At 34.8% G+C, this 25,083-nt stretch carries 12 protein-coding genes; 8 read left to right on the forward strand and 4 right to left on the reverse strand.

Going from position 1 to position 25,083, the window contains the following annotated elements; genetic code table 11:
• Positions 1–218: 218 nt before the first annotated feature.
• The gene (locus tag GTZ96_RS14740; RefSeq protein ID WP_161644676.1) at positions 219–1,466 is read left to right on the forward strand and encodes a putative phage abortive infection protein; all 1,248 of its coding nucleotides are present in this window, start codon (positions 219–221) and stop codon (positions 1,464–1,466) included.
• A gap of 1 nt (position 1,467) precedes the next feature.
• Positions 1,468–3,789 (forward strand): DUF262 domain-containing protein, encoded by a 2,322-nt coding sequence (locus GTZ96_RS14745; RefSeq protein WP_161644677.1) that lies wholly within the window; start codon positions 1,468–1,470, stop codon positions 3,787–3,789.
• Between the two features lie 288 nt (positions 3,790–4,077).
• Here the strand turns inward: GTZ96_RS14745 and GTZ96_RS14750 are convergent, their stop codons facing one another.
• Positions 4,078–4,872: a gluconate 5-dehydrogenase gene (locus GTZ96_RS14750; RefSeq protein WP_161644678.1), complete on the reverse strand. Its 795-nt coding sequence runs from the start codon at positions 4,870–4,872 to the stop codon at positions 4,078–4,080.
• 408 nt (positions 4,873–5,280) lie between these two features.
• Here GTZ96_RS14750 and GTZ96_RS14755 point away from each other — a divergent pair, with 408 nt between their 5' ends.
• From GTZ96_RS14755 to GTZ96_RS14775, 5 genes are all read left to right on the forward strand, one after another.
• Positions 5,281–7,410, forward strand: coding sequence for a beta-galactosidase (locus GTZ96_RS14755; protein ID WP_161644679.1), 2,130 nt, complete (start codon positions 5,281–5,283; stop codon positions 7,408–7,410).
• A 190-nt stretch (positions 7,411–7,600) separates the two neighbouring features.
• The gene (locus tag GTZ96_RS14760; RefSeq protein WP_161644685.1) at positions 7,601–9,001 is read left to right on the forward strand and encodes a glycosyl hydrolase family 28 protein; all 1,401 of its coding nucleotides are present in this window, start codon (positions 7,601–7,603) and stop codon (positions 8,999–9,001) included.
• 57 nt (positions 9,002–9,058) lie between these two features.
• Positions 9,059–10,681: a hypothetical protein gene (locus GTZ96_RS14765; protein ID WP_161644686.1), complete on the forward strand. Its 1,623-nt coding sequence runs from the start codon at positions 9,059–9,061 to the stop codon at positions 10,679–10,681.
• A 24-nt stretch (positions 10,682–10,705) separates the two neighbouring features.
• The gene (locus GTZ96_RS14770) at positions 10,706–13,000 is read left to right on the forward strand and encodes a heparinase II/III domain-containing protein (RefSeq protein WP_161644680.1); all 2,295 of its coding nucleotides are present in this window, start codon (positions 10,706–10,708) and stop codon (positions 12,998–13,000) included.
• A 34-nt stretch (positions 13,001–13,034) separates the two neighbouring features.
• Complete coding sequence (locus GTZ96_RS14775; RefSeq protein ID WP_161644681.1) at positions 13,035–14,468, forward strand: glycosyl hydrolase family 28 protein; 1,434 nt, start codon at positions 13,035–13,037, stop codon at positions 14,466–14,468.
• Between the two features lie 327 nt (positions 14,469–14,795).
• Here the strand turns inward: GTZ96_RS14775 and GTZ96_RS14780 are convergent, their stop codons facing one another.
• The 3 genes from GTZ96_RS14780 to GTZ96_RS14790 all read right to left on the reverse strand — a co-directional run bounded on the left by GTZ96_RS14780 (position 14,796) and on the right by GTZ96_RS14790 (position 17,103).
• The gene (locus GTZ96_RS14780) at positions 14,796–15,623 is read right to left on the reverse strand and encodes a hypothetical protein (RefSeq protein ID WP_161644682.1); all 828 of its coding nucleotides are present in this window, start codon (positions 15,621–15,623) and stop codon (positions 14,796–14,798) included.
• Positions 15,624–15,841: 218 nt separating this feature from the next.
• Positions 15,842–16,090: an energy transducer TonB gene (locus GTZ96_RS18485; protein ID WP_161644687.1), complete on the reverse strand. Its 249-nt coding sequence runs from the start codon at positions 16,088–16,090 to the stop codon at positions 15,842–15,844.
• Between the two features lie 47 nt (positions 16,091–16,137).
• Positions 16,138–17,103 (reverse strand): toxin-antitoxin system YwqK family antitoxin, encoded by a 966-nt coding sequence (locus GTZ96_RS14790; protein ID WP_181033208.1) that lies wholly within the window; start codon positions 17,101–17,103, stop codon positions 16,138–16,140.
• Between the two features lie 919 nt (positions 17,104–18,022).
• Between GTZ96_RS14790 and GTZ96_RS14795 the strand changes: the two genes are divergently transcribed.
• Positions 18,023–25,033, forward strand: a complete 7,011-nt coding sequence (locus tag GTZ96_RS14795) for a LamG-like jellyroll fold domain-containing protein (protein ID WP_161644684.1) — start codon at positions 18,023–18,025, stop codon at positions 25,031–25,033.
• The last annotated feature ends 50 nt before the right edge of the window (positions 25,034–25,083 follow it).

Below are 25,083 nucleotides of genomic sequence, written 5' to 3' on the forward strand. Positions count from 1 at the left end.
ATCTAAAATCTTGAAAAAGAAAAAACCTTACTGGTTCCGTTTTACGAGATACTCTTTGAATATAATCTTTTATAAATTGATTTTTCCAGCAGATTATAGCGAAGAGAATAAAAACAACAATCATATTTTTAGATCTAAAAGAGAATAGTTACAGCTAATTATTAGAAGTCAATTAATGACTATATAATACCCAATTAAAAAAACAGCCAATAAATACCATGATAGATTCAAATACAAATGAAAGCATACAAAAACCTTTTCATGAAAAAGTTTTTACAGAAAAAACTGGTGTAATATTAAGCTTCATATCATTAGGCATATTACTTATTGGTATATACATATTTGCACATTATGGCAGCTGGCAAAAAAATGTAGCTATAGATGAATCAAAAATTGCACAATTTGGAGATTTCATTGGAGGCATCGTAGGAACTTTAGTAGCATTTGTTGGAATAATTTTATACTACGTTGCTTTAACAGAACAAAGAAATGACATAAGAATTAACCAAGGTGCTCTCAATTTACAAATTACTGCTTTGAACCATCAGACAGTTGAATTTCAAGCACAAAAAGAGGAATTAATTTCAACAAGAAAAATATACGAACAACAAACAAAGACAATGAAGAATCAACAATTTGATTCTAACTTTTATTCCTTGCTAAACGTTTATGTATCAACAAAAAACAATCTCAATGAAAGTAATGGAAACCACGACTTTTTTAATTCAGTTTATGATGAATTCAATCAATTAATTCCAGATTCTACAGCTGATAATTTTAATGAAACTAATCAAAAAATAATAGAAAACTATACTAATATATATTTTAAATACAGAGGTCGTCTTTCATCATACTTCAAAACTATTTATAGATTATTAAAGTTCATTGAAGATTGTGATCATTTAAAAGAGGAAGAAAAAATTTTCTATAGCAAAATTGTCCGTTCACAAATCTCAGACAATGAATTATTACTTTTATATTATAATTACCATTCAATATATGGCAACAAAGCTCAACAAGTAGTTTTAAAATATAGGCTACTCAAACATATACAAAGATTGTCAAAAATAGAATTTGTAAAACATTTTAATTTTCAAGAAGAAAACGAAAAGAATAGAATAACAATATTTACTGAATGGCTTATTGAATTGATGGAAAACAATATAAATAAGGCAAAAAATATTGAGACTACTGACCCAACTAAAACAGAAGAAGCTTATAAAGAATATAATGTTATAGTAGGAATTTATATAGACGAAAAATTTGAATTAAAGATAATCGCCAAAAAAGAAACAATCAGTAATTTGCCATTTGGAGAAGATGAATTTTTAAACTTTATAGATTTAGTTCTTCACGATTATTATTTTTATGAAAAATTTAGGAAAATCAAACCTAATGAAATTACAAAATTAATCACCAAAAGGACTGACACAATAACATTTGAATACACAATAGAAAACTTATAAAATGGCATATACTAATAACGAAGAACACTTTCTTCGAGTTTTCAAAAACAGCATCAAAATTGATGCTAGAACTATTTCAGTAAAAACTCTTTTAAGTGAAAGAAATTTAAAACGAATAAACTATAGTCCTTATTATCAAAGAAATTATGTTTGGGATTTAATTAAACAAACATTTTTCATAGAAAGTGTAATTCTTGGAACAGAAATACCACCATTAATATTTTTTAAATCCGGTTTAAAAATTGAAGTTATTGATGGCAGGCAACGCTTTGAAACGCTGAAAAGATTTAAAGACAATGAAATTACTTTAAGCAGAAAAGGACTCATGTCTTTAACGGGAATTGATAAGCAAAGTTTCAATAAGCTAGATCCTGAAAAATTAAAAGAAGTTTTTTTAGAATCAAATATTAGGATTTTCGAATTTGAAATAATTAATGAGCCAACACTTGAAATTTCAATTGAAGACAAAATAAAAAGAGAAATTTTCAGAAGATATAATACTGGTATCACACCTCTAACATCTAGTGAGGTTGATAATGCAAGATATAATAAAGATCCTTTATCTGACTTATTTAAAAAAGAACTAGCACTTAAAGGAGATTTTTATACATATGTAAATAATTGCTTTTTTAATGGCGAAATTGATGAGAAAATTCAAGAGAAAGCAAACTATTTAAGAAGGTTATATATTATTGAGAAATTTCCAATTTCAAAATATGCCAGCGGAAAAGAAAGAGCAGAAATTGTAGATTTACTTTACAACTTTACAACGGAGCATATAGAAAATTACATTACTGAGTTTGAAAATTTTAAATCACAGATTAAATTAGTTCATGATTTTTATTTAAAAATCAGTGAAGAAGAAGTAACTCTTAAAAACAGGTTCATTTTTGAATGTATCTTTTGGGCAATAAGAATATTGGAATCAGAAGACAGAATAATTGAGCTTGATGAAAATTATACTATTTTGGTTACTCATTACAAAAAAAATATTGCAAAATATATTCGTGATGACAGTCATTACTATAGTAGTATAATTGATCGTTTTTCTGATACTGCCGAAGTTTTCCAATTAATTACTCAATTTAATTTTTCTATATTTATTAGAAATTTAGGTTTTAAAGAAACAGTAAAAAATATTCTTTCATCAGAACCGGATTCAGTACAAAAAACTGATGAGTTTGATCATTTAAGAATTAATAAACCATCCCCCATTTCAACACCAATTGATGAAATTCGTTCGGATATTAAAACACACAGGTATTCAATTCGTCCATCATACCAAAGACAAGAGAAAGTAAGTGAATTAAAAGCATCATCAATAATCGAAAGTATTTTATTAGGCATTAATTTACCCCCCATTTTTGTATTAAAAAAAACTGACGGAGTTAAAGAAGTAATTGATGGCCAACAAAGACTCTTATCTATTATGGGGTTTCTCGGAGAACAATATATGGATCAAGATGGGAAGCTTCAATATTCAAAAAATAATTCTTATAAATTAAAAGGTTTAAAAATACTTAAAGAACATAATGGAAGCAATTACAACAAGCTTACAGAAGAACTTCGAGAAAAAATCCTTGATTTCACAATTGATGTGATTATTATTGACCAGAATGTCAATCCAAATTTTGAGGCTACAGATCTATTTATAAGGTTAAATAATAAGCCGTACCCTATACAGCCTAATTCTTTTGAAATGTGGAATTCTACTGTTGATACGTCCCTAATAAAAAGAATAAAGGAAATCACAAAAGAACATTCCAGTTGGTTTTATAGTAAAGAAACAAATTCCGTTGAAGAAGAAAGAAATGACAGAATGGAAAATGAAGAATTATTAACAATTCTTTCATATATCAAATACAACAGTATCAATTCAGAATTTGAAAAAATACTAGGTTTCTTCACAAGAAAAGACAGAATAACATGTAGAATTAAAAATAAAGCAGGTCTAACAGATTTTCTTATTAAGCTTGACAATGAAGCTAATGAAAAAGAAATCTTTTTAGAATGTATAGAAAATACAAATACATTAATAAATAAATTAAAAGAATTATTCGGAGGTAACCCGAATAAAGAATCACTTAATTCATTATTTAATGTTAAGGGGTCTGCAATATTTAGACGTTCTTTTCAAGATTTCTATATTATGTGGGTTATTTTAGTTAGTTACGATTCTATAGAAATTGAAGCCTTAGATGAAACTTTCTTTGAAAACTTAAAAGAGAATTTAAAAACTTTAAGAAATACTAGGAACTCAAACGTTGAGGATAATTATTTACACTCTTTTGTAAGTGAGTTAAATCTATATTACTCATTATAAATAAGATCATAACAATATTAAGGAATACTAAAACGCATACGATTTGTATTTTTTCATACTAAAACAGCTTTGCCAACCCCAGTAAACACAGGGATTTAAAAACTGTTTTCAGATTCATAACCCTGAGGTCACGGGTTCAACTCCCGTCTTCGCTACAAAAACAAACCCTTAAACATCAATTGTTTAAGGGTTTGTTTTTGGATTTTTGTCCCGTCCTGAAATAACGATACACAAAAAAAGATGATTAAAAATCATCCTTTTTCATTTTACACACCTCTTCTAATAAAATTAATCCTCATTAGAAGGCTTTCCTATTGTTGCTAAAATTCCACCGTCAACGTAAACAATATGGCCGTTTACAAAATCACTCGCCTTTGAACTTAAGAAAATAGCAGCTCCTTGTAAATCATTTGGATCTCCCCAACGGCCAGCCGGAGTTCTTCCTATAATAAATTCATTAAATGGGTGTCCATCAACTCTAATTGGTGCTGTTTGACTAGTTGCAAAATACCCAGGACCTATCCCATTCGTTTGAATATTAAACTTCGCCCATTCGGTAGCCATATTTTTAGTTAACATTTTCAAACCTCCTTTTGCAGCAGCATAGGCACTAACTGAATCTCTTCCTAATTCGCTCATCATTGAACAAATATTGATGATTTTTCCACCACCACGCTCAATCATTCCTTTGGCAACATTTTTTGAAACGATAAATGGACTGATTAAATCTACATTTATTACTGCAGCAAAATCTTTAACTTCCATTTCGATCATAGGTGTTCTTTTGATAATTCCAGCATTGTTGATTAAAATATCAATAGATCCAACCTCTGCTTCTATTTTTTTAATACTTGCAATTACAGCAGCTTCATCAGTAACATCAAATAGATATCCATAGGCCTCAATTCCTTCCGATTTATATTCAGCAACTGCATTATCCACAGCTTCTTGAGAAGATAAATCATTTACTACAATTTTTGCTCCAGCATGTCCAAGACCTTTAGCCATTGCCATTCCTAAACCATGAACACCTCCAGTAACTAAAGCCGTTTTACCCGTTAAATCAAATAAGTTTATTGACATAATTAATTATTTTTAAAGTTTATTTTAAATTAGTTATTTTACAAAAATCTACATCATCCTAAAGATCAATCACTTTGTCTCTTTCGAAACTAAAGTAAACCTCTTTTTTTTCCAAATGTATATTTTATTCAAAAGAATACTGTTACGAACTGTTTGTTAAATTCATCATTCACAGTACAACCAATATTTTCTTTATTAATCCATATTGACACCAAAGTAAATTTTAACAAACAGTTCAGAACAGTTTTCACCTAATTATAATATACTTTTGAAAGCTATACTATAAAAAGAAATCTTTTGCCCCAAATCTTTCTTTTTATTATGGATATTATTTATATTTTTTAATTAATTGGAGCTGTAATACTTCTTTATTTCAATCTCTTATAATAAACTACCAACTTGTATTATATGAAAAATAACTTTCGTCCTTCCTATTATAATTTTTCTATTAAACATAAAATTGTTTTAAGCATTCTATTATTATTCGGAATCCAACCCTCATTTTCTCAAGAAGCTGAGAAGTTTTTTAATAAAAAAGACTTAATGTTAGTAGGAAGCTATTATTATCCTGAGCAATGGCCTGAATCCAATTGGGAAAGAGACATAAAAAAAATGGCTGAACTTGGTTTCGAATTTACCCATTTTGGTGAATTTGCCTGGTCTACAATGGAACCTGAGGAAGGAAAATACAATTTTGAGTGGCTAGACAAAGCTGTAGCTTTAGCCGAAAAAAATCATCTTAAGGTAATATTATGCACTCCTACACCTACTCCTCCTGTTTGGCTAACAGAGAAACATCCTGATATATTAATGGTCAATGCCGAAGGACGTACAATACAACATGGAGCAAGACAGCAAGCCTCTTGGTCTAGTGTTCGCTATCGCCAATACGTCGATAAAATAGTAACCTTACTGGCCAAACGATACGGAAACAACAATACCATTTGCGGATGGCAAATTGACAACGAACCTTCACATTATGGTGCTTCTTTTGATTACAGTGAAAATGCACAAAAAGCATATCGAATTTGGCTTGCTGAAAAATATAAAAGTATAGATAACTTAAATAAAGTTTGGGGAAATACTTTCTGGAGCCAAACCTATAATAATTTTGAGCAAATACGCATTCCCAATCCAAAAGAATTAGTACAACAAGCTAATCCACATGCTATTTTAGATTTCAAACGCTTTACTGCAGATCAGGCGGCCGATTTTGTTATCCTTCAAAAAAATATATTACGCAAATATATCAAACCTTCTCAGTGGGTTACTACCAATTTAATGCCTCAGTATTCAGCAGTTGATCCGCTACGAATGAAAGAACTGGATTTCCAAACCTACACCAAATACCTTGCTGAAGGATATGATATGGGACAAGGAGAACAAGGATTTCGTATGGGATCGGCTAACAGTATTGGATTTTCAAATGATTTTTTCAGACCTATAAATGGTGTTAGTGGCGTAATGGAATTACAACCAGGGCAGGTAAACTGGGGATTATTTAATCCGCAAACCATGCCTGGAGCAGTTAGAATGTGGATGTACCATGTTATGGCTGGTGGAAATAAATTTGTCTGTAATTACCGTTTTCGCCAACCTCTATCTGGAGGTGAACAATACCATTACGGCATCATGAAAACCGACGGTATTAACGTAAGTCGCTCTGGAGATGAATACGTAAAAGTAATCAAAGAATTAAAAGAACTGCGCAAATGGTACAAACCAGAAGCAATACCTGATATTCTCAATAAAAGAAAAACGGCTATTCTATACAATCCTGATAACCGCTGGGAAATGGAATACCAACCTCAAACCAACCAATGGGATTATGTAGAGCATGTAAATCGTTACTACAAAGCTTTAAAATCTATGGGAGCTCCTGTGGATGTCATTGACGAAAGCCACGATTTTTCCAAATATCCTTTTCTTATAGCTCCTGCATATCAATTATTAGACGAACAATTAGTATCTCGTTGGAAAACCTATGTGGAAAATGGTGGAAACTTAGTATTGAGTTGCCGTACTGGACAAAAAGATAGAGAAGCACACTTATGGGAAGCCCTCTTTCAAAAACCGATATTAGAATTGATTGGAGCCAAAGAAATCTATTTTGATTTACTGCCAACAAAATTAATGGCTAAAGTAAAAATGGATGAAACTTCCTTCGGATGGAATAACTGGGGAGATGTCATAGAACCACAGGATGTTTCAACCGTTTGGGCGAGCTATGATGACCAGTTTTACAAAGGCAAAGCTGCTGTTTTACACCGAAAATTAGGCAGAGGTACTGTTACCTATATAGGTCCCGATACTGATGACGGACAACTGGAAAAAGAAGTACTGCGAAAAATATTCAACAAAGCCAACGTCCCAACATTAGCGCTACCTGAAGGAGTACTGGTAGAATACAGTAACGGTTTCTGGTATGGTTTTAATTATTCTTCCTATGATCAAGAAATACCAGTACCAACTAATGCAAAAATACTAATTGGCCAAAAATTACTTAAACCTGCTGAAGTAGTCATTTGGAAAGAATAAACGTAAAACTTATTTCTTAATAAAACATTGTTACATTTATAATTACAAAACATTTTACAACAAGTTTACACCTATTAACAAACAGTACAGAACGGTTTTCTTTGTAATAAACTCTATTTTGAAAAACTATTAAACTTAAAAATACATTGGGCTAAGTCTAATAATGAATACCAAAACATTAAAAACTAATATGAAGTACTTCTTTATAACACTATTCTATTTAACATCTCCTACTCTATTCTCTCAAAGTTTAATTACTTACGAGGCACCGACTGGCGTAAAATATACAGCACACAACGATGATTTTACTGTAAAGGTTCGAAAACCTGGCGGCGAGTGGATGGATTTGTTTGAATATAATGTTCAGGTAGATTTAGACAATGTGCAAAATGCGTCGATGGTTTCCTTCGACTTTTCTGGAAAAGTAGAAGTTTCAGTGCGAAAAAATAATGGAAATATAAATAAGGCTCAAATCAGACCATTATCCTATAAAATTTCTCCTGAAATCAATGGAAATGTAATCACCTTTACACTAGATCAAGCTCGTAAAATATCTTTAGAAATAGATGGTGATAAATTACATAATTTACATCTTTTTGCCAATCCAATCCTAAAAGAGAAACCAGATCCAAAAGATCCCAATGTAATTTATTTTGGACCAGGTGTGCATCAACCTAAAGATTTACCGGGTGATGTTTTTCATATTCCTTCGGGTAAAACAGTTTACATCGATGGCGGTGCGGTAATCAAAGCAAAATTCATGATAGATCATGCTCAAGATGTAAAAATCATTGGACATGGTATTGTCTTTCAACCTGAAAGAGGTGTTGAAATCCGTCATTCTAAAAACATAACCATTGACGGTCCTATTTTCATTAACCCAAGTCATTATACTATTTATGGAGGAGAATCAACAGGACTTACCTTTCAAAATATAAAATCATTCAGTTGTAAAGGTTGGAGCGATGGTATCGATTTGATGGCCTGTTCTGATGTTCTTATAGATGATGTTTTCATGCGTAATTCTGATGATTGTATTGCCATTTACGGTCATCGATGGAATTTTTATGGCAATGCACGAAATTACCAAATTAAAAATTCCTCCTTATGGGCAGATATTGCACATCCTACTAACATCGGTTTACATGGAAACGCTGAAGCTGGAGGAGATCTTATAGAAAACATCAGTTTCAGTAATATAGATATTTTAGAACAGGATGAAGACGATTCTAATTATCAAGGGTGTCTTGCCATTAGTGCCAGCGATAACAACTTAGTTCGCAACATTACTTATGAGAATATCCGAATAGAAGATATTCAAGAAGGCCAACTCTTCAATTTCAGAGTCTATTTTAATGAAAAATATAGTGGAGCTCCTGGACGTGGTATTGAAAATATTTCCTTGAAAAACATACAATACAATGGTAATTCTGCAAATCCATCATTAATCTATGGTTATGATAAAGACCGTATTTTGAAAAATATTACAATTGAAAATCTAAAGGTTAATGGAAAAACCATGCTCAACACAAAAGATGCTGAAATTAAGATTGGGGATTTTACTAAAAATATCCTATTCACTAAAAAGTAAATTCTAAAAACAGTCATTAGAAAAGTAGTATATCCCGAATTTAAAATGAAAATGAAGATGAAAATAAATTTAAATACAAAATCTCTTTTTACTTTTCTATCAGTATTCCTATTGAGTTGCTATGCTAATGCTCAATACCAATGGTCAGTTCCTGTAACCTCAATTATTTCGAGCGAAACCAAAGAGTATCCCAAAGCTTTTTTATGGATTCCTGAAAATTGTAATCAGGTTCGGGCTGTTGTTTTGGGTCAGCACAATATGACTGAGGAAACCATTTTTGACCATCCTAAATTCAGAAAAGAAATGGCAAAATTAGGCATAGCCATCGTATGGATTAGTCCTGGCTTTGATATGAAATTTGACTTTAATAATGGAGCTAACAAAGTGTTTGAAACTATAATGAATGATTTGGCATCGGTTTCAGGCTATACCGAACTTCAATTTGCTCCAATTATTCCCATCGGACATTCAGCATATGCTACTTATCCTTGGAATTTTGCAGCTGCTAATCCCGCACGAACTTTAGCTATTATTTCAATACATGGTGATGCTCCCCAAACAAAGCTGACAGGATACGGAGGAAAAAATATCGATTGGAGTACTAAAAATATTGATGGTATTCCCGGTTTAATGGTCGAAGGAGAATACGAATGGTGGGAAGCACGCGTACAACCCGCTCTTGATTTCAAACAACGTTTCCCTAATGCTGCCATTTCCTTTTTGTGCGATGCCGGACATGGTCACTTTGATATTTCTGATGAACTAATTGAGTATCTTAATTTGTTCATTAAAAAAGCCGTGCAATATCGACTTCCTTTAAAAACACTATTAGACAAATCAGTAACATTAACCCCTATTAATCCTAAAAAAGGTTGGTTAAAAGAACGATGGAAAAAGGATGTAAAACCAACCTATTCCGCATTATCTTATAATCAATATCAAGGTGATAAAAAAGAGGCTTTTTGGTATTTCGATAAAGAAATAGCAAAAGCTACCGAAAAATTTTATGCGAATGCTCGAGGCAAAAAAGAACACTATTTAGGATTTACTCAAAATGGAAAATTACTTCCTTTCAATCCAAGATCACATGCTCGTATTGTTGGTTCATTTACTCCAGAATCGGACGGACTCAGCTTTCATTTAAAATCGGTTTTCACAGATACCTTAAGAACAAAAATCACAAATAATCACGCCAAAGGAAAACCGACAATTACCCGGATTTGTGGACCAGTTGAAAAAGTCAACGATACTACTTTTACCGTTCGTTTTTACAGAATGGGACTTAATAACGAAAAAAGAACGGGAGATATTTGGCTTATGGCCAGCCATCCTGGAGACAAAAACTATAAAAGTACCGTTCAACAATTCAATATGCGTATCCCTTTACAAAATACGGAAGGTATGCAACAAAAAATCACATTTGAAACTTTAGCAAATCAAAAAAAGGGAGTAAATGAAATTCCTCTTAAAGCCCATTCAAATAGTGGATTACCCGTATATTTTTATATTCAAGAAGGCCCAGCTGAAATAAAAAATGGTAAATTAGTATTTACAAAAATTCCTCAAAGAGCTAAATTACCTTTGAAAATTACTGTAGTTGCCTGGCAATATGGTCGATCAATTGAGCCTAAAATACAATCAGCTGAACCCGTTGTTCAAAGTTTCTATCTGTCCAAATAATTATTCTAAATGCAAAATACAAACATGAAAAAAATACTATCTCTATTCATTATATGTTTCTTTTATAATAGTATAGCTGCGCAACAACACAACTATTTATTACATACGGATGCCAATATTTCCCGATTGAAGGAACAGATAAAAAAGAATCCAGAAGTACAAAAAGCTTGGGGAAATCAATTGCAAAAAGCGAAAGACTTATTGAAAAAAGAGCAATCTGGAACTCCCGATTTACAAGAATTAGGATTAGCTTATCGAATGACGAATGACAAACGTTTTGCTGAAAGAATTAAAAAAACATTACTAAATGCCATAGAGCAAAAAAGTTGGGAAGGTAAAGAATTACTCCAACGTACTCCTGCTTGGAAAGGTGGTTTAGGAACAGCTCACAACAGTTTTTACATGGCTATTGGTTTTGACTGTGCCTACAATTATTTAAGTCCATCTGAAAGAAAGCAAATTGCCGAAGGCATTGTCAAATTAGGTATCAAACCAGCTATGGACGACTGGCTTAATCCAGAGAGCAACATTCATACCTTTGATACAATGGGGCACAATTGGTGGAGTGCCTGTGTGGATATGGCAGGATTTGCGTCATTGGCTATAATAGATGAAATACCAGAAGCAAAAAAATGGGCAAACGAAATTTCCGCAACTGCAACCGAATGGATTAATTACTCTGGAAATGTGTTAGAAAACAAACCCATGACTTTTGGTCGTGATGGTGGTTTTTATGAAAGTATCAACTACGCTAATTTTGGTTTTTCCCAATATTTACTTTTCCGTTATGCTTTTCAAAATGTTTTACCCGAAGTGAAACAACCAGAAATATCGATTTTGGAAAAAATGGCCGATTTTTTCATTCATACCACTTATTATACTAACGAAGGTCCTTTATCTGTAAATTTTGGAGATGGTAGTACAAAACGAAACGGAAATGCTTGTGTTCTATTACTTTGGAATTTAGGACTTCAAAACAATAAATATGCTTGGTATTTACAAAAAACCATGAAAGGTTCTGACAAAGAAGGAATGGAACTTGACAGCCCACAAGGTTTACTTTTAAATCCTGATTTAACTAATTATACAGACATCAAATCTCCAGACTTAACAGAATCAAAACTTTTTTCCGATCTGGGTTGGGCTACTTTGCGTAATTCATGGAAAGACAATGCCTCTATGTTAGGGATCAAAAGTGGTTTTACCTGGAACCATGCCCATGCCGATGCTGGTTCGTTTATCTTATTTCATAAAGGAAAATATTTAATCATCGACTCTGGAAATTCGTCCTACGGAAGACCAGAATACACTGAATATTATTGCCAAAGTGAAGCGCACAATGTCGCACTTTTCAATGGAAAAGCACAAAGCAAAAAAGATCCTTATTTTGGAGTAAAAAATGAAGGACAGCTTTATAATTTGCTTGAAACGGACAAAATGAAATACATTTTTTCTGATGCTACTGGGCCAACTTCACAATGGTTTTCACGTAACTTCCGTCATTTTTTATGGGTGGGTGATGTCATTCTTGTATTAGACGATTTAGAATCTTACACTCCTGGAAAATTTGAGTGGTTATTGCATTACAACGGAATTTCAAAACGCAACGGATTGGATTTATCTATCAAACAAGACAATGCCGAAGTTCTGGTTCGTCCGCTGTATCCGGAAACATTTCCTGATGGAGGCTTACCTCATGATTTCCCTGAAAAAATGCGCCTAGAAGAAAAAACAGGATTAAAAGATCACGAACCGGATGTCAAACAATCGTATTGGTCTATCAGTCATTTTGAAGAAACCAATCGTACCAAATTTATTTCGGCAATTACTTTAAAAAATGACGACAATAAAGACAAATTGCCTGTAATTGAAAAATTTGAAGGAAAAGATTTTCTAGGTGTTCGTATTACACAAAATGGCGAAACAACCGAAATTTATCTTAACCTCTTAGCTGACGGCCGAATCAAACATCGCAACAGTCTTAACGTCATGAACAGTTGGGATACGGATGCGTATTTAATGGCTTTGACCTTTCCTGAAGGTGCTGATAGCAGTAATCCAAAAAACATAAAACGTCTTTTCCTATCAGATGGCAGTTATTTGCGTAAAGAAGGGAAACCATTAATTCATGCGCTTTCTAAGTTCTCTACCATAGTTGATTTTGATGCCAAAACACCTAGTCTTCAATTTCAAGGCCAGGATGGAGCAACAATTTCATTAGCTTCTAAAAATATAAATGCTGTAATAGTTAATGGTAAAAAACTAGATGTTAATTACAATTCGGAAACCAAACTTTCAAAATTTGTAATAAAAAAATAATTTATCAATAAGCCTACTTTACACTATTCTATTTATGAAAAAAATAATCTTTTTCTTTTTTTTAATTACTATCAATTTTAGTTTAAACGCCCAAAAACTCATTACTTTTCCAGTATCGGATAGTATTCCCCATAATAATGATTTTACTGTAAAAGTGAGAATTGCCGGAGGACAATGGCAGGATTTATACGAATACGAAGCCTTAGTCGATATGCACAATGTGACCAAAAGTTCTATGATATATTTCGATTTTAAAGGAACGGTGGAGTTTTCCATAACTTACAATCGAGGAACGGTTCATTCCGCTCGAATTCGTCCTTTGTCGTATGGTTTTGAACCTTCTATAGAAGGGAATACACTTTATTTTTCACTTTCAAAACCTTGTAATCTTTCTGTTGAAGTCAATGGAGATATTTTCCATAATTTGCAAATTTTTACCAATACTCCTGAAACTTATAAACCAAATCCAAAAGATAAATCGGTAATTTATTTTGCTCCGGGATTTCATAAAATTAAAGACAATGTATTGCATGTTCCAAGTGGCAAAACAGTTTATCTCGCAGGCGGAGCAGTCTTAAATACTTCTATCAGTTGTGACAGTGTTAAAAATGTACGCATTTGTGGTCGTGGAATTGTTTATAAATCCGATGATGGTGTGGGTGTTAATTTTTCAGACCAAGTTCAAATTGAAGATCTAGTTTTTCTAAATCCAGATCATTATACCGTATCCAGCGGTCAATCTACGAATCTAACAATCAAAAATATTCGCTCTTTCAGTTCCAAAGGTTGGGGCGATGGAATTGATTTATTTTCCAATACCAACGTCTTAATTGATGGTGTTTTTATGCGTAATTCTGATGATTGTATTGCTATTTATGGACATCGTTGGAAGTTTTTCGGAGACTGTAAAAACGTAACCGTTCAAAATGCTACGCTTTGGGCCGATGTAGCCCACCCTATTCTAATTGGAACCCATGGAAATCCGGAGCCGGGTCAATCCGAAGTAATCGAAAATATAAAATTCAACAATATCGATATTTTGAATCATGATGAACCTCAAATCAATTACCAAGGTTGTATGTCTATTAATGTATCGGATGAAAATTTAGCCCGAAACATCTATTTTGAAAATATCCGTGTGGAAGATTTTGAACAAGGACAATTGATCAACTTACGTGTTACTTACAATAAAAAATATGCTAAAGCTCCCGGTCGTGGAATTGAAAACTTGTTTTTTAAAAATGTGAGCTATAACGGTAAAAATGCCAATCTTTCAATTATTGAAGGCTATTCCCCGGAGCGCGGTATTAAAAACATTGTATTCGAAGGTTTGAAAATCAACGGAACTGAAATCTCAGACAAAGTCATCAATAAAAAACATATGCAACTCTCTGATTTTGCCCGATTCTACGAAGGTTTGTATGTAGAGGGACTTGTTTACAAATCACTAAACGAAGGTGTGAAATAATTTTATAAAATAACTCGATGAGGATTCGTTAATCCTTAATTCAAAAACAGGAAATCGAGAAGATTTCCTGTTTTTTTGTAAATAACCCGCTCCTCGAAGTCTTCTCAGAAATGAGAATAGTATTAGTAAGATGCTGTGCGAAGTCGGGAGACATCACCAGCAACACCTAACTTTTAAGAATGCTCCTTTTTTAAAGAACACTTTCAATAGGAAGGTTCCTATTTTTTTCTTTAAAAACAAAAAACTACATCGTTTATTTGATGTAGTTTTCTGTTTTTAAGCTCTTGCTTAGTTACGACTTAAGTTTCTCGTAAATTGTACTTTTTATTATGGTTGTTTTCTTTTGCTACCTATGGAAATAACTCCCTTTGGAGTTTGTTTATTGGTTTCGAAAATACGTTCTCCATTTATAATATAACTACGAATATAATTTGGTGAGCGTTTTAACATATCTAAGAAGTGATCAAATCGATTTTCTCCAATAATGATATTACTATTACCATTTTTTACAATATTTTCATCAATTTCTACATTATCACCTTCTTTGTAAAAACCATCCTTGTCTAGAACAAAGTAGTTGATAACGGTTGGGGCATCATATACTTGTACAAAAGTATCTGATTCAACTTTACTGTTTTTATATCTCCAGTCTTTTGGAACTTTAAATTTTTGTATATCAATTTTATTAAATTCCATATTAGGGCTTTGCTTTTCAAATTTATAGGCTAATAACGCAAGATACTGTTTTTGTGTCTTTTTATCTGTAAAATAAATCTCTCCATAACAATAGACGTAAGGCATAGGGAAATCTTCCAGTTTTAAACTTTTAAATTTTGTTTCATACTCCTTTAATTTCGTTTCCGAAAAAGATTTAGGAAGAAGCATAAATGAATTGGCTTCTGCAACATAATTTTTGAAAGCTAAAGGATAATTTTTTGCACAATACCCCCAATACCAAGAAGGTAAGTAGGCAGTTTCTACAGGTTTATGCGCAATCATAGTATAAGGACTTTCATAGTATACTACTTTGTCTATTTTGATATTATCCAATTTATCATAGGATTTTCTTGTTTTAGAATTAGGTGATGATTGCCCAATAGCAAACATTGGCAAGACTATTAATAATTTAAATAGTAATTTGTTTATTTTTTTCATATTGAGTAGTGTTCAATTAAAGATTGGCAAATAACCTATAATTCGTTCATCCTATATTAGATAGCATAAATCCTAAATCATTTTTCAGAAAAAACAGCTACACATTTTTACTGATGTAGCTGTTTTTATTCTAGGTCTCAGAATATGTTTTTTACTATTTATATCTCAAACCTCTGCTTTGAATTTGTAATGGATTTATATTTTTAAGAAGCGTATTCCTAATTCTGGTTTCCTTGAATATTTAGAGGCATACTATATTTTACTTCTACTGCTTTTCCATCTTTAATTCCTGGAGTCCATCCTTTACAATTTTCAAATATCTTTCTTAACTGCTCTGATATTCCAAAACCAAGATCATTATTTATTCTATCAACACGAAGTGAACCGTCGGTTTGAACTACAAATTCTACTACTACTCTCCCGTCAATAAAATTCGGATCTGAAGAACTATACTTGCTGTTATATATTTATAAAACTTATCTCTTATATTTTTAGTTTTCAGCCCTTCTTTACTTTAATTTTCATTACCAAAAGTTAATGACTGTCTATTATTCTGTTTTATTTTTCGATTATGATTGGTTGCAGGAATCCATTGGGGTGACCTTTGAATTGCTTTTATCACCAGTGAATCTATTTTATCATCAATAGGAGTGACAATGTAAATATTCTCGATTTTGCCATTTTCATCAATAGTAAAGTTAGCGACTATAGTCACCTTTTCTGCATTTACAACATCAAATCCATTTGGAAGAAACCGATTGATATTATTGTTTAAGTAGTTTATCCAAGCCTGATCTCCTTTTGGAAACGCTGCAGCAACATCTTTGGTACTGCTACTCATTACAATACCATTTTCATCGTAGAATTTCGAATCAATCAATTTTGAATCACTGTATAGTTCTATAGCACTTATTTTTCCATTTTTATGAAAATATTCCCATTTTCCTGATTTTTTATTATTCGTGCCAAATCTTCCTAAAGAGTCTGGATTCCCGTTATCAAACCAACTTACTCTAACTCCTCCTTTATTAGGATAATTGCAAATAGAATCTTGAAGAAAACCATTAGGATACCAAGATAGACTGTTACCAATAGGATACCCATTTTTATAAAATGCTGAATCTTTCTTTATACCATTGTAATGATAACTTAGCCAAATCCCTTCTTTTTTATCCAATTTATATTTTCCGGTTGTTTCTAATTTACCGTTAGGATAAAATCGAATTACCTCTCCATTCTTTATTTTACATAAGGAATCTTGACAAACTAATGAATTAAGTAGTTTTCCTCCTCTTACAAAATAATCTTTATGTAAATATCCTGAATCTATTTTTTGAGTTATGCTGTAATAATGTGCTTCTGCAATTTTACATTCTTTCCATTTATAATTATAGAACTTTTCTGTTTTTTGTGCTTTAGCCTGAATAGAAAACAATATAATACTTAAGATCAAATAAACTTTTCTAATTTTAAATGACATGATTTTTTTCATTTTTGCTTTTTAAATATTTAGAAATACAAACTAATTGGGTTGTTTAACTTTTCAATTTTTAGTTATAAAATCTGAATAAAAGCTAAAAGGAAATAATTCAAATTGTTGTTTTAAACATTATTTTCAATTTGCTTGTTATGATTAAAATTTAACAGGATTTTTAAACTGTTAGCAAATTATAATTTTATTTCAGCACAACTGTTCTGAACTGTTTGTTAAAAACACACTTTAAATAGACAAAAACACACAATCCGCTATTTAACAAACAGTTACACAATTAGATAAACCAGAAAAACATGTAATTTAATCTGATTCTTAGTTTTAGGTTTAGGTTTAGTGAGCTCTTTGTGAAATTGAGAATTGTTATTCAAAATCTGGAATGTAAAAAACGAACTGCACAGGTTTTCAGTAAAAGAATCAAAAAACGGAAAAATAATCCGTCAGGAACATACCAACTAAAACTATTAAATAAAATTTATAAACAACCTAATAAGGAGTAACTAATCGTTAGTTAAAAAACAGGAAATCGAGATGATTTCCTGTTTTTTTTGTAATGATTCTAATTTTCATAAAATAAGACTTCAAATCAGGTAACTTTTTTTGAAGATTGTCTTTTCCTTTGGCCAAATCAGTATTAAAACAATAGCTCTTATTTTTATGTTCACTTGAAAAATTAACAATAAATTACACTTAAAATTACATTAAGCGTTTTTTTTATTATTAAAAAACAATAAAAAACACAATTACATCAGTATGGTTCAGAACAGTTAGGTCATTTTAATGCAATATTTTTGTTTGAATTCAATATAGTATTGATATATAGTTTCTTAAAATAAAAAAAAGAACCAATTTTAAAAAAAGACATACTATAACGACAAATTGTATTTAACCTCAAAACCATATTTAAATGAAAAAAACCTACTCCATTTTTATTTTTGGAACTTTGTTGCTGATTCTCGGATTTACCCAGCGGATTTTAGCACAACAAACATTCGTACATCCGGGTATCCCTTTTACCCAGTCCGATTTAGATCAATTGAAAGTCAATATTACCCAGGAACCCTGGCTTTCGGCTTACAACACATTTAAGAATGACAGTCATTCCAAACTAAGCTACACTCCTGGTGCACCTCAGGCAACCGTAAGCCGTGCTCCAGACTTGAATAACGTTCAATGGAAGAACGACATGCTTGCCATACACAATCTGGCATTTATGTGGTGGTTTACCGGTGATGCGGCTTATGCCCAAAAAGCCACTGATATGCTCGATGCCTGGGCAGTAACCAACACCAGCTGGGGTGGTAATGAATCTATGCTGGATATTGGAGACTATGCCCAATACTGGGCAACTGGTGCCGAAATACTCCGCTATACTTATCCTGGCTGGACTGCAGCCAATACCCAACATGTAGAAAATTATTTTTCTCAAGTGTTGTATCCGAATTCCTGGGTACCTAATCCATTACGCGACCAAAACAAAGGTGCTCTTCAGCTGAAAATAGCCCTGGGCGCATCGGTTTTTTGTAATGATGTCACAAAATTCAATCAGGCGATAGAAGTCTACAGAATGGACGCCGGCGGAGGTATGCGTAACTCATTACCCAATGGCGAAGTTGGAGATACAGGCCGTGACGACCACTGGCGTGTACAGGCTGCAGCTCTGGCCTGGGGCGCAGAAGTTGCCTACAAACAGAATGTAGATATGTTCTCCGAGTTAGACAATCGAATATTGGCTATTGGGGAATTGTATCATAAATATGCCTTTGACGGAGCTACAATGACTTATATCCCTTTTGGTGGGTATGCCAGCTATTGGACTAGCTGGGGAATCCTGCCCGGATCAAGGTCCGGCGATATGACAAATCTAATTTACAGCGCTTATAATGTACGCAAGGGAATAGCAACCCCTCAAACCGACAGGATGCGAGCTGCATTAATGCAGTCAGGTAGCACCAATTATTCTCCGGCTGGCGGCGATTTCTTATTCCTGAAATCATCCGATACTTCTACGGCAGTTAGTTTGACTCCTAAGTATTACCCTGCCGATCATGTGCAGGCGGTTAACAACCTCACCAATATAGATATAGGTAATACCGGACTGGCAGGCAGTGCCTCGTACAATAACGGTATCTGGACCCTTAAAGGAGCCGGAACGTCTACCAGTACCGCATTCAACTTCAATTTCAAAAAAGTGAGTGGTGATGCCGGCCTGGTAGTAAAAGTAGATAATATATCCCTCAATACAGGAGGCTGCGGCGTGATGTTACGCGAGTCATTAGCGCCCGGTTCCGCTTTCTGGGACCTTTATCTTAACGCTACCGGCGGTGCCGGAAGACATTGGCAACCCAAAGCTCCCTGGTGGTTAAAAATTGAACGTGTAGGCACCCGCATATTTGTGTACCATTCTCAGGATGGTGTTAACTGGACTAACGATGGCTGTACCTATTCAGCTACTGGTTTCCCCACTAATTTGTATGCGGGATTTTATACCCTCTCCAATAATACATCGGCGCAGAATACCGCAACATTTAGTAATGTAGCCTATAGTCAAACTGCCCCAACGGGATCACCAGAGATAAGCAGTGCTACCACAGCCACAGCTACCCTAGGTGCGTCTTTCAGTTATAGCATCATTGCAAGTGCCAGTCCATCTTCTTACAGTGCCAGCGGATTGCCGGCAGGATTAAGTATTAACACATCTACTGGTGTTATTTCCGGTACACCAACGGCAATAGGACAATCGGTGGTTACTTTGGGAGCTGCTAATACCAGCGGAACAGGCACAGCCACTTTAATCCTAAATGTAAACAGTAATGTAGCTCCTGCTGCTCCTTCAGGAGCAACTGCGGCTGTAAATAATGTTACCCGTATTAGTGTTTCATGGCCTGCGGTAACTAATGCCAGCAGCTACACTGTGAAGAGATCCCTTTCATCCAGCGGTCCTTTTACTGCTATACAAACAGGCATCATCGGAACATCGTTTATTGATGCAAGTCCGCAGCCGGAGGTTAGCAATTACTATGTGGTAACGGCTTTAGCAGGAACTTTGGAAAGTGGAAACTCCAATGTAGTTTCTGCCTCGGTACCACCGGCGGTGCCGTCCATGCCTGTAGTTCTTAATAACAGCAGCTCCATTGGTTTGAGCTGGAACACAGCTTCTGGGGCAGTTACCTATAAAGTAAAAAGAGGTACCGTAAGTGGAGGCCCGTATACTACTTTAGCCACTGTTTCAACTACCAGTTATACAGATACCAACGTTAGCAGTGGAAGTCCTTATTATTATGTAGTATCTTCTATGGGTAATACCCTGGAAAGTGCTAATTCAGCCGAAGCATTCGGCGTGCCGGGAGCAAGTACCCGCATCTGGAAGCCTACACCGGTTACTACGAATCTGAACCTGGCATCTAATTGGGTTGAAAATGCCCTTCCTGTGAATCCAGCAATTTTGACTTTAGGCGCTGCTAGCGATACGCTTTTAACCAATGATATAACTGGCCTGGTAGCCTCAAGGATTCAATTTGCATCAGATGCAAATGCCTATACCATCTCCGGCAACTCCTTAACGCTGAAAAATGACCTGGTGAACAATTCATCCAGTGCGCAAACCTTAAGTACACCATTAGTGCTTACGGATCAGTTAAATGTGAATACCACAGGCGACGTTGTTTTGAATGGAGGCATAAGCGGTACCGGTTCTTTAATGAAATCCGGGGCAGCTGTTTTATACGTTAAAGGAAGTAGTAATACTTATTCAGGAAACACAACCATTGTCAGTGGTATTCTGGCAGCAGCAGGCGATGGAACTGGAACTGCAAGCAATCCCACAGCAGGGCCTTTGGGAACAGGCAAGATTCAACTGAACGGAGGGGCGCTGCAGGCTACAGCGGGTGCTAACCTCAAATTGTATAACGACGTCGAAGTATTGCCCGGAAACAGAAGTTATATGTATGAAGATGTTTATTCCATAACTCTTTACGGAAAACTATTAGGCTCTGGTACCGTGCAGCATGATGGAAATGATTATGCCGGCCTTAATCTTTTGGGCGACAACAGCCAATTTACGGGCACCTTTATCTCAAAACTGAGAAGTGGTAAACAAAGAATACGTTTCGGAATTCCCCAATCAGGAAGTGCAAATGCAACCTGGACATTAGACGCGAATGCCGTTGATTGCCATGGTATCGGTTTTGCAAGCGGAACGTTAAACTTTGGTGCCCTTAATGGTCGCGGTTATATCCGTGCCGATGCGGGTGGTGCGCCTGTTATCAGTATTGGTGCCCTGAATACCTATTCCAGTTATGGTGGAACCATTGGAGCTAATGGCAGTAATCTGACCGTTGAAAAGGTAGGTACAGGTACTTTAGAAATGTGGGGAAACCAAGCCTACGGCGGAACTACTACTGTAAAAAAAGGGAAATTATTAATAAATAATAGTGCCACCACAGGCGTTTTTGTTAGTCCGATTATTATAGAAGAAGGCGCTTTGGGAGGTTTCGGAGCAAGTCAGTCCTCGGCTACACTCGGAACTGGTAGCGGAGCAGGTGCGATCTTGGAACCTGGATTTTTAACTGTTGGTACTTTAAGTGTTGGTGCTCTTACTTTAAAAGCTGATGCTACTTACACTCCTGAAATTAACCTAGGCACAGCTATTGGAGATCAAATTAAAGCTACGAGTGTAAATCTAACAAACAGTCCTCTTTTAACTCCAATTAGTATTGCCGGAACCTTAGCTTTTGGAACCTATTATACCATAATTAACAATACAGGAACGGGGGCAATAACAGGGACATTTAACAGCTTACCAGAATGGGCTTCAATTACAGTAGGCGGTTATAGTTTCATTATTACATACGTAGGAGGCGATGGAAACGATGTAGTTTTAATGGACGCACGTGCCATAGGCCAAACGTACTATAAATTTAATGAGGCAAGCGGAACCCAGGCAACGGATACCTGGGGAACTAATCACGGTACTTTGCAGGCAACTGCAATACGTGATACTGGCCGTGGAGGATCTGCGCTTAAGCTGGACGGAACTTCTACCTCTTATGCTACTTTGCCAACTGGTGTTGTAAGTACGCTAACCGACTTTACCATATCTACCTGGGTGAAAATGGATGTAAAAACCACATGGATGAGGATATTTGACTTCGGTACTGGAACAAGCAAGTATCTATTTTTATCTATCCAGGCCGGAAGCGCTAATGTTATGCGTTATGCAATTAAAAATGGTGGTACGGAGCAGCAAGTAAACTTTACTTATACCCTTCCGTTGAATACCTGGACGCATTTTGCTATCACCCAATCTGGAAGTACCTGTAGTATGTATATTAATGGGGCTTTAGTTGCCACCAATACCGGTGTAACTATCAAGCCTTCTACCATAGGGAGTACTACCCTGAATTATCTGGGTAAATCACAGTTTAGCGATCCTTTGTTTAAAGGTTCAATTGATGAGTTTAAAATATTCAACAGGGCTTTAAGTGCAGCTGAGATTGCCGCTAGTCATTTAAGTCAAACTATAACACTGAATGCTACTGCACAAAAAGTAATGGGCGATGATGATTTTGAACCAGCTACCGTTTCTTCAGGACTTACGGTAACTTATACCAGTTCGAATGAATCGGTTGCAAGCATAGTGAATGGTAAGGTTCATATTCTAGCTGCCGGAACTGCAACCATTACTGCTATACAGGATGGAAATGAAATTTACTGGCAAGCCCCATCACAAACACAAGCTTTAACGATTGTCAAGAAAGATCAGACTATTAGTTTTGCCGCAATTGGAACGAAAACAATTGGAGACCTAGATTTTGATCCTTCTGCTACCGCTTCTTCAGGTCTTGCGGTAACTTACAGCAGTTCGGATGAATCCATTGCAAGCATCGTTAATGGTAAAATTCATATTCTTGCTGCCGGAACTGCAACGATTACTGCTTCGCAGGCAGGAGATAATGTTTACGCAGCAGCCCCATCGCAAACGCAAGTTTTAACGGTTGTTAAACAAGCACAAACAATTAATTTTACAGCGATTGGAACGAAAACAATGGGCGACGCAGATTTTGATCCTTCTGCTACTGCTTCTTCAGGTCTTGCAGTAACTTACAGCAGTTCGGATACATCCGTTGCAAGCATCGTTAATGGTAACGTTCATATCCTTGCTGCCGGAACTTCAACTATTACTGCTGCGCAGGCTGGAAATAACATTTACGCAGCAGCCCAATCGCAAACGCAAGTTTTAACGGTTATCAAACAAGCCCAAACAATCAGTTTTGCCGCAATTGGAACAAAACTACTTGGAGATGCCGATTTGGATCCTTCTGCTACAGCTTCTTCAGGTCTTGCAGTAACTTACAGCAGTTCGAATGCATCAGTTGCCAGTATAGTTAACGGTAAAGTTCATATTCTTGGTACCGGAACTGCAACAATTACGGCTTCTCAGGCCGGGAATAATGTTTATGCAGCAGCTCCATCACAAACACAGGTTTTAACGGTTGTCATTACCAATAATACTACACCATCTGCTGTAATGGGCACAGCATTTACCTATACCATTACCAATAACGCAGCATTAACCAGTTTTACGGCAACTGGTCTGCCTGCCGGTTTAAGTTTAAATACCAGTACTGGTGTAATATCAGGTACTCCTACTGAATATGGTGCTTTTTCTGTGGCTTTAACCGCTTCCAACGGCAGCATTTCAGGTTCACAAAGTATTACTGTGACAGTATATACCGTTGTAAACAATGTTATCGTTGCATCAGGTGATGCTAAAAATATCATCGAGTGGGATGCTATCCAGAATTTAAGTTACAACGTTAAACGTTCAACTACTTCAGGTGGGTCTTATACAAGCATAGGAACCACTTCCGGTACCACATTTACGGATGCCAATATGAGTAATGGAAGTACGTATTACTATGTAATTTCTGTTACTAATTCGCTTGGAGAAAATCCTAATAGTGCCGAAGTGACAGCAACACCAAATACCGGGCAAATTACTTACCTGAAATTTGATGAGGCAAGTGGAACGCGTGGCATTGATAGCTGGGGTGCGACCCATGCAACTTTGCAGGCAACCGCAACGCGTGATGCCGGCCTTTTAGGCACTGCGCTTAAGCTGGACGGGACTTCTACCTCTTATGCTACTTTGCCAACCAGTATTGTAAGCACATTAAATGATTTTACCATATCCACATGGGTAAGAATGGATGTTAAGTCTAACTGGATGAGGGTATTTGACTTTGGTACAGGAACGAGTAAATATATGTTTTTAACAATTCAGGCCGGAACTGCTAATATTATGCGTTATGCCATTAAGAATGGAGGATCGGAGCAGCAGGTTAGTTTTACTTATACTCTTCCGCTTAATACTTGGACACTTTTTACTATTACCCAATCTGGAAACACCTGTACTTTGTATATCAATGGAACAGCTGTTGCCTCTAATACTGGTGTTACTATTAAACCATCAACTATTGGTAGCACTACCTTAAATTATCTGGGTAAATCACAGTTTAATGACAATATGTTTAAAGGCTCCATTGATAAATTTAAGATATTTAGCAGAGCTTTGAGCGCTGAAGAAATAGTTGCAGAACAAAATCAGCTTACTCAAAAAAATGATAATAACACTCTTAAATATGACTTATCAACAAACAATGATGTGATAATAAAAAATACTGTTATTTATCCTAACCCTGTAGTGAATAATAGATTTACTATCGCTACCAATACTGAGTTAATTGGAAAAGAAGTACAAGTAAAATTAGTTGATTTTGCAGGACGAACTGTTTACTTAAAATCAATTAAAAACAATACTGGTACTATCGATGTGGTTTTAAATCAGACTTTGCTTGATGGTATTTATATCTTAATTTTAAATAATCAATATTCTGCTAAAGTTTTTATAAAATAATAAACCTCAGCATTACCTTAAACAAAAGCCGTTTCAAGAGCATCATATTC

Source organism: Flavobacterium undicola (assembly GCF_009909155.2).
In the GTDB taxonomy this organism is placed as follows: domain Bacteria; phylum Bacteroidota; class Bacteroidia; order Flavobacteriales; family Flavobacteriaceae; genus Flavobacterium; species Flavobacterium undicola.